Raw genomic sequence first — 6,901 nt, 5'->3', positions numbered from 1 at the left:
TTCCGATAGAATGCCCAACAACCGAATCCCGCCTCCAATCGTATCATGTTTTTCGGGCTACGTCCAGCGGAAATTTACTGCGTTGTAGTGTTAAGTCTTCAAGAAAATAGATATCCCGCAAGTTGGTCCGCACTTTCATCACTTTGTCAAACCCGCCGGCGACTGTCTAAATTTCTGTCTCAATTGTCCCCAGTCCTCCGCCGACGCAATCGTAACTCGATCGTCGTCAGACAAAATTTTCACCTCAAATTTTGGTTGACGGATGATGTCGATGCCCGATAGATGGCACTCAGCACAACCCGCTCCGGAACAGTGTGGGCAGGGTTTGTTGTCAAACTGTTGAAAGACAATAGCGATTAAAACATCTGCCGCCAAACTGCGCGGAAAACCCAAATCTTCAAGGCGAGCCAAAGCCCCGACCAAGTCCCGCGCATGGGTCGTTGTGATGACCAATCTCCCGCTTAACGTGGCACGCATGGCAACCTTAGCTGTGCTCTCGTCTCGCACTTCACCAATCATGAGTACATCTGCATCTTGTCGAAGTAGGGACCGCAAAGTGGAGTCGAACGTCAAGCCAATCCGCTCGCGGACTTCTACCTGGCGACACTCTTGAAGGCGTTGCTCGACTGGATTTTCTACGCTGACGACGTCTCGTCCCATGCTTGAGAGAAATCTCATCATAGAATAGAGAGTGGTCGTCTTGCCAGCATTCGTTGGACCAGCCACCAAGCATAGCCCGACTGAGCGAATTAACGCTCCTTTCAGCCTGTGCTCGTCTTCCTCGCTCATCCCCAAGTCTTTTAAAGACTCTTCTTCGGATAAGTGGTCCATCAACCGAAGTACCATTGACTCTCCCTGAATAGTCGGAATGGTCGCTACTCTGATTTGACAGGAACGAAAGCCGTCATCCCAAACAAATGACCCGTCTTGAGGCAATCGTGCATCGCTAATGTCCATTTTTGCTAGAGCGCGAATCCGGCGTGATATCGATTTTCCTTGCGTGAGTAAAGTCAAGTGCGGCTTTATTTGACCACCCATGCGAAATAGGACGCGCAGCCGTTCCTCCTCTAAATGAAAATGCACATCAGTAACTCGTTTCGACAAAGCTGCATCAAGTATCTCTTGGATGAAAATCACCGATTGGATGTCTTCCATCGATATCTCCCCTATCCCCGTCTGCAAATCGAACCTTTGAAATTTAAGGCCCTTTAGCATTCGCGAAACAGAGAACGCATACCTGTTTTCTCCATTTAATATTTCTATAATTTTTAGACAAGGCACGTCATCGTTGATGGGTGGGTCCATGACACAACAGACGGCGCTCTATCCATCAGGTCATAATAATTGGGATTTATAGAAAGATATCACGTGAGAAGTAGTCACTAAGTCGAAGCTAACCAGTAAGTGGTCATTGCTCCACCAGGCCAGACTGCCGTCAAGGGCCGACATGCCCAGCCTCCCGTTTGGATGGGAATGTACCGTGGAGAGTATGACTTCCCCGTTCTCTGCAAGTCGGGTGCCCAATTTCAGAACATGATCTGGCGTTAACTGAAATGCAACCCGCGTAGCCAGAACCGGTAACTTGTAGAAGAAAATGTAGTCTGAGCGGGCCATGACAAGACCCGCCGCTTCATTAGGCAACGCCTGCTGCAAATGAGCGAGCACTTCGCCAGACATCGACGTCCACCACGGCGGTAAGTGGGCACACTTACTCCACGAAATCAAACTCCATCTCCCCAATTCGAATGGTGTCCCCATCCACAGCACCACTCTTACGCAACGACTCGTCGACTCCTCGCTGTTTCAGGATTCGTTGAAAGCGAACTACCGCATCACCCTGCGAGAAATTCGTCATTTTTATCAATTTCTCTAAATCTTTACTTTCAACGACATAAACTAATCCATCTTTGCAAATCTTGAATGGAGTTCTCTCTTCGAAATGATAAGTTTTCCTCTCCTCCACAAACTGGCTATCATCGTTACCTGATTCCCTAGCTTCTAGAGGAAGTTCTTGCACTTTCTTCTCGATTTCATCGATAAGAGCACGTACGCCCAATCCCGTGGCACCAGAGATACAAAAAATCTGTATGTCCGGATATGTCCGTTTAAATTCTTGTAAGTTGTCTTCCGCTTGAGGGAGATCCATCTTATTGGCCACAACAACGCGAGGCCGTTTGCCAAGCGACTCCGCATACAACATAAGTTCTCTTTCAATCGCCTCATAATCCTGTATTGGATTTCGTCCATCAACAGCTGCCATATCGATCACGTGAACAAGTACACGCGTTCGTTCGATATGGCGTAAAAATTCAAAACCTAAACCGTGGCCCTCATGAGCGCCTTCGATGAGTCCAGGAAGGTCCGCCATGACGAAAGACTCTCCCTCACGCACCTGCACAACTCCTAGCTCTGGAGTCAAGGTTGTGAAAGGATAAGCTGCGACTTTTGACTTTGCGGCCGACACCACGGACAACAGAGTGGACTTACCAACACTCGGAAATCCTATCAAACCGACATCGGCTAGCACTTTTAACTCCAAATCGAGCCATCGTTCTTGACCCGGTTCTCCCCTCTCCGCCATATCTGGTGCCTTGTTGGCCTCTGATGCAAATCGAGTATTGCCCCGTCCGCCCCGTCCACCCAATGCAACGGTCAATCTCTGCCCGTGAACCACCAAGTCCCCTAAGAATTCGCCAGTGTCCGCATCGCGCACGACTGTACCTGGCGGAACTTTGACCATCATGTCTTCGGCATTCGCACCGTGCTGATTCTTCGTCTTCCCGCGTTCCCCTGGTTTCGCTTTCATGTGGCGCTGATATTTGAAGTCAATGAGGGTTCTCAATCCCTCATCCACAACCAAGACCACGCTTCCACCGCGCCCACCGTCCCCACCCGCTGGTCCTCCTAAGGGTACGTACTTTTCACGACGATAGGAAACAATTCCATTCCCACCATCTCCGCCTTTGACATAGATACGTGCTTTGTCAATAAACAACCGTCATCCTCCTGTCTGTGCATTGCTCTCAATTCGCATTAAAAATGTGACATTTCGTGTCGAGTGCGCCACACAAAGATCTCTTAAACGCTCTATGTGAAGAATACTTCCACTGGAGCCATCCAGATATATCTGCCATGGTTCTCCCACACTTCGATGGACTATCGCGAGATGTACAGAGGTCCATTCAATGACGGACAGCAACTGTGTCAGTCCACTCAAAAAAGCGGCCAATACGCGACTGTCTTCAGCGCTCATAGAATCTACTGTGTCGACATTCGACAAATGAATACGCCTATCTGTCATGACGAGCAGCAAGCAATGCTTGCTATGCTTTATCCATTCCCGATTCCATAAAGACAGCGAGTGAATCCATTCAGCCAATCGGTCGACTTGTGCCAACTGCGATTCTGTTTTACCAAGTTGACCATATGCCCGAATGAGTTGCAGTGCGTTTAACACTTCATGCCGGTGCAAATCAAGCGATTTCCAAATATCCTCGGAATCATTCACCTTCTACATGACCCCCAAAAAGGTCTGACGCAAGCGCCAGACCCGTGACATCCATTTCATTTCCACATCGGGAACTCCGTCCAGTCGATACCCGTCCGGTCGCCTCTTTGTTGGTTGGTTACCACGACACGCCTTGACTCACTCGCAAAGACCCAGGTTCCTCATGTGAGAAAAGACACTTCATAATGTGAGAAAAGACACTTCATAGCCTACAAACCCCGAACGTAACCACCGACTGGCACGCATACTTTTGAAATGCGTCATTCTCTCCGCGGATTGCGCTCGACGAAACAAAGCATACGCATCAAAACTCTCATCAGACCGTGACAGTCTCTTCAGCCAAAGGATACACACTAACTCGCTTCTTGCCTTGACCATAGCGCTCAAACTTGACTCGCCCTTCGACCTTAGCGAAAAGCGTGTCATCCTTGCCAATACCCACATTGGTGCCAGGGTGAATCTTTGTTCCTCTTTGACGCACCAAGATGCTCCCAGCAGTCACCGCCTGGCCGTCTCCACGTTTTACTCCTAGACGCTTCGACTCACTATCGCGGCCATTGCGCGTACTGGAAACACCTTTCTTATGAGCAAATCTCTGCAAATTAAGCATTAACATAGAAATTCACGCTCCCACCCTGTAGAAATAGCATGTATTGACTCGAATGTCTAGCGAAAACGGACACTTACGTGGTCCGGGTATTGATCCGCTATTTGCTCAACGCCATAAACCATCGACGACAGCAACACGTCAATCGTCTGCGAGTGATGCTTAGGCACCAGACAGCGCATCGTCTTTCCGTCATCTACGACCTTCAGGACGACATTCCCGAAGCGCTCGCAGGAGTTAATCGCATTGTAGACTAAGATGGACACAGCCGCACAGACAATGTCACTACCCGCTTGCGCAAACTGCGCATGCCCACGTACTGTAAACTCGGCTATGGCACCTTGGTCTTGACGAACTTCCAGAACAATCACGACTTAAACCGTAATGGACTCAATTTTAAGCTTTGTAAACGGCTGGCGATGACCCTGCTTTTTGTGGTAATTCTTTTTCGATTTGTACTTAAAAACGATGATTTTCTTTGCTTTTCCATGACTCTCAACTCGCGCCTTCACAAGTGCGCCAGCTAAATATGGTTGTCCAATTTTAACAGTGCCATCCATTTCAACCATGAACACCTTGTCAAGTTCCACTTCCGAACCTACTTCGTGGTTCAGCTTCTCTACAGTAATGACGTCACCTTCGGAAACCTTGAACTGCTTGCCACCAGACTCTACAATAGCGTACATCCACAAAAACTCCTCTTCGTATACTCGCTGCGCGGGTTGTCGACGGTGCGACATTAGACCTTTAGCATGCGGAACAGCATAACACGACAGCCTCCAAGATATCACGAACTGTGCACAATTACAAGTAGATGTGTTGAGCCGCTACGTCAATTGACGAAGAAGGTCTCCCACACGCAGCAACCAATCCCCACGAAACGCAGCCTGTAAAACCTCACTCTCGTCGATAATGCCCATGACTCGACCATCCGTATCGAGCACATAGAGCAAAATATAACGGTCTGGACTGCAGCGGATTGCGACGTCGCGTAGAAGAGAGTCTTTACTCACTGCAAGTGAGAGCACCGGGTGATTTCTTGCCTGGGTCAAGGCCGTTCTTTGCGTGAGAAACTGCATAGTTTCCACGCGAACTCGTCGTCTACCGCCGAGTGCACTGAGCAGGAGAAATACTCCAAGCATCAAAGCTCCCAAATGTGGACGACCTGTCGCCAGAGACGCTAGACCGAGCAAGAGTGCCGCGCCAGAAGCCCAGAATGCCATCCTAAATGCCTCCCGCGTCGCCAATTCATAGCCGATTTCTCGAGACCGGATCGCCCGAAGGATTCGCCCCCCATCCAGCGGAAGTGCTGGCAGTAAATTAAACAGAAGAATCCAGAGGTTGAGATCAAACAATTCCCGAGCAAATTCAATCATATGGATATTCCCGGAAAGTAACACAGAGATTCCAATCAGAAGCAGATTGACCGCCGGTCCTGCCACTGCAATAGACGCTTCTACTCGCGGTCGAAAACCCATGGCTCCATACTCTAACTCAGCAACACCGCCGAATGGCAACAGAGTCACTTTCTTCACTTTGCATCCATGCAGTTCTGCCGCTACTGCATGACCCATCTCATGCAAGAATACGACTACGAACAGTAGCAGCGCCTGCGGTAAGAGTCCCACGATAGCGGCGGCAATCATCAGTAAAACAAATAGAGGATGCGCACTGTATCGCCATTGCGTCATGCGTTTTCGAAGTAAGACAAGCGAAGTCATGCGGTCTGTCCATCTCATCATGAGTTTTCGGGAAATCGGATGTAGTCATTCGGGTTTTCGAATTTTCCGTCATGCAGGAGAGAAAATTGTAATACGGGCGGCTGCATCTCTTTCGGCAAGCGGCCTATCACTTGTCCAGCGTAGACGTATTGATCCTTCTGGATGCTCACGCTACCTAGTCCGACGTAGACGCATCGCCCAAATGGTGAACTTTGAATCTCCACAAGATACACATGACCAACCCTCGAAACCGCCAATACATTGCCTGACCCGGCAGACTGAACGGTTTGATACGACTGACCTTGAATGTCCACTTGCGGATGTTGCGCAGAGAAGTCGTGTAACATTGTCCCAGACATGGGGTCGTGCAACGCCATCACGGCCTGTGCTCCGAACGTAGGAAGTGTCCAGTGAAGTTTGGAAGCAATGGAGCGCAAATACGGTGTGACTTTTCCGGTGTCGTCCGTGGTCATTGTCCACTCATAGCCAGTCCAGACTTTTCGTTGAATGGTCCCCACATGCGTTTGATGAAGATAAAATCCAGCTGCGAGGACCAGACCGGCTATCATGATCTTCCACACAAATCCGTTTCCTGTTGAGGATGCTTGCAGACCGACCGAGCGGTTTTTTACAGTTGCGCTCTTCGGCACAAAACGCCCCGACTTTTTACCGAATGCCCTGCGCCAGTTCTGCGAGTCCAGTTGCTGTAGACCGCCGTTGTCATCCACATATCCGTATGGAGAAAAGGATTCATCAACCCACCTCTTCGGTGGAGCGAGAGCCAAAGCTGAATTGGCTGGAGGTGGTAACACCTCAGCGCGCTCGCGACCATCCTCTGCTACCGACGTCGGAATGACACGGGGTGATCCCGTTGAATCTTCGGGGAAGGGCTCAGATGGACCATTCTCTCTTGGTCGTGGATTCCATCCAAGCCATATTTGAAGGCGTTGACGTAGGCTTCGTTTCGACGGCATGTATGGACATCTCCTTTTGTGCAGTTCAATACAAAAGGTATGTCCACACAGAAACACTTATTCACCAGTCGCCCTCAAATCACCAACTTCA

General features: G+C 49.5%; 9 protein-coding genes. All 9 read right to left on the bottom strand.

The genetic code is table 11. The annotated features are described in order from the left end of the window. Positions 1-138 precede the first annotated feature (138 nt). On the bottom strand, positions 139-1,155 hold the full coding sequence (locus M4I36_RS06030; protein WP_258110815.1) for a GspE/PulE family protein: 1,017 nt from the start codon (positions 1,153-1,155) through the stop codon (positions 139-141). Positions 1,156-1,335: 180 nt separating this feature from the next. Next, positions 1,336-1,725: a Mov34/MPN/PAD-1 family protein gene (locus M4I36_RS06025; RefSeq protein WP_258110814.1), complete on the bottom strand. Its 390-nt coding sequence runs from the start codon at positions 1,723-1,725 to the stop codon at positions 1,336-1,338. Continuing rightward, positions 1,709-2,995, bottom strand: coding sequence for a GTPase ObgE (gene obgE, locus M4I36_RS06020; protein WP_258110813.1), 1,287 nt, complete (start codon positions 2,993-2,995; stop codon positions 1,709-1,711). Before obgE ends, M4I36_RS06025 begins: the two co-directional genes overlap by 17 nt. Positions 2,996-2,998: 3 nt before the next feature. Next, positions 2,999-3,508, bottom strand: a complete 510-nt coding sequence (locus M4I36_RS06015) for a Spo0B domain-containing protein (protein ID WP_258110812.1) — start codon at positions 3,506-3,508, stop codon at positions 2,999-3,001. Between the two features lie 316 nt (positions 3,509-3,824). Continuing rightward, entirely contained in the window at positions 3,825-4,124 is a 300-nt protein-coding gene (gene rpmA / locus M4I36_RS06010; RefSeq protein WP_258110811.1) for a 50S ribosomal protein L27, read from the bottom strand. A 50-nt stretch (positions 4,125-4,174) separates the two neighbouring features. Continuing rightward, positions 4,175-4,486 carry a ribosomal-processing cysteine protease Prp gene (locus M4I36_RS06005; RefSeq protein WP_258110810.1) on the bottom strand — a complete coding sequence of 104 codons (312 nt, stop codon included), beginning with the start codon at positions 4,484-4,486 and terminating at the stop codon, positions 4,175-4,177. Between the two features lie 3 nt (positions 4,487-4,489). Then, positions 4,490-4,801, bottom strand: coding sequence for a 50S ribosomal protein L21 (gene rplU, locus M4I36_RS06000; RefSeq protein WP_258110809.1), 312 nt, complete (start codon positions 4,799-4,801; stop codon positions 4,490-4,492). 141 nt (positions 4,802-4,942) lie between these two features. Then, positions 4,943-5,836 (bottom strand): M50 family metallopeptidase, encoded by an 894-nt coding sequence (locus M4I36_RS05995; protein WP_258110808.1) that lies wholly within the window; start codon positions 5,834-5,836, stop codon positions 4,943-4,945. A gap of 17 nt (positions 5,837-5,853) precedes the next feature. Then, entirely contained in the window at positions 5,854-6,810 is a 957-nt protein-coding gene (locus M4I36_RS05990; RefSeq protein WP_258110807.1) for a M23 family metallopeptidase, read from the bottom strand. Between the last annotated feature and the right edge of the window lie 91 nt (positions 6,811-6,901).

The sequence above is a fragment of the Alicyclobacillus sp. SP_1 genome (assembly GCF_024706985.1).
In the GTDB taxonomy this organism is placed as follows: domain Bacteria; phylum Bacillota; class Bacilli; order Alicyclobacillales; family Alicyclobacillaceae; genus Alicyclobacillus_I.
This window is presented reverse-complemented; position numbering and strand designations above follow the sequence as displayed.

Excerpts from the sequence above, each read along its gene's own strand:
- rpmA (WP_258110811.1), bottom strand. The coding sequence starts at position 4,124 with ATGTTAATGCTTAATTTGCAGAGATTTGCTCATAAGAAAGGTGTTTCC.
- M4I36_RS05995 (WP_258110808.1), bottom strand. The coding sequence starts at position 5,836 with ATGACTTCGCTTGTCTTACTTCGAAAACGCATGACGCAATGGCGATAC.
- M4I36_RS05990 (WP_258110807.1), bottom strand. The coding sequence starts at position 6,810 with ATGCCGTCGAAACGAAGCCTACGTCAACGCCTTCAAATATGGCTTGGA.
- M4I36_RS06030 (WP_258110815.1), bottom strand. The coding sequence starts at position 1,155 with ATGGAAGACATCCAATCGGTGATTTTCATCCAAGAGATACTTGATGCA.
- rplU (WP_258110809.1), bottom strand. The coding sequence starts at position 4,801 with ATGTACGCTATTGTAGAGTCTGGTGGCAAGCAGTTCAAGGTTTCCGAA.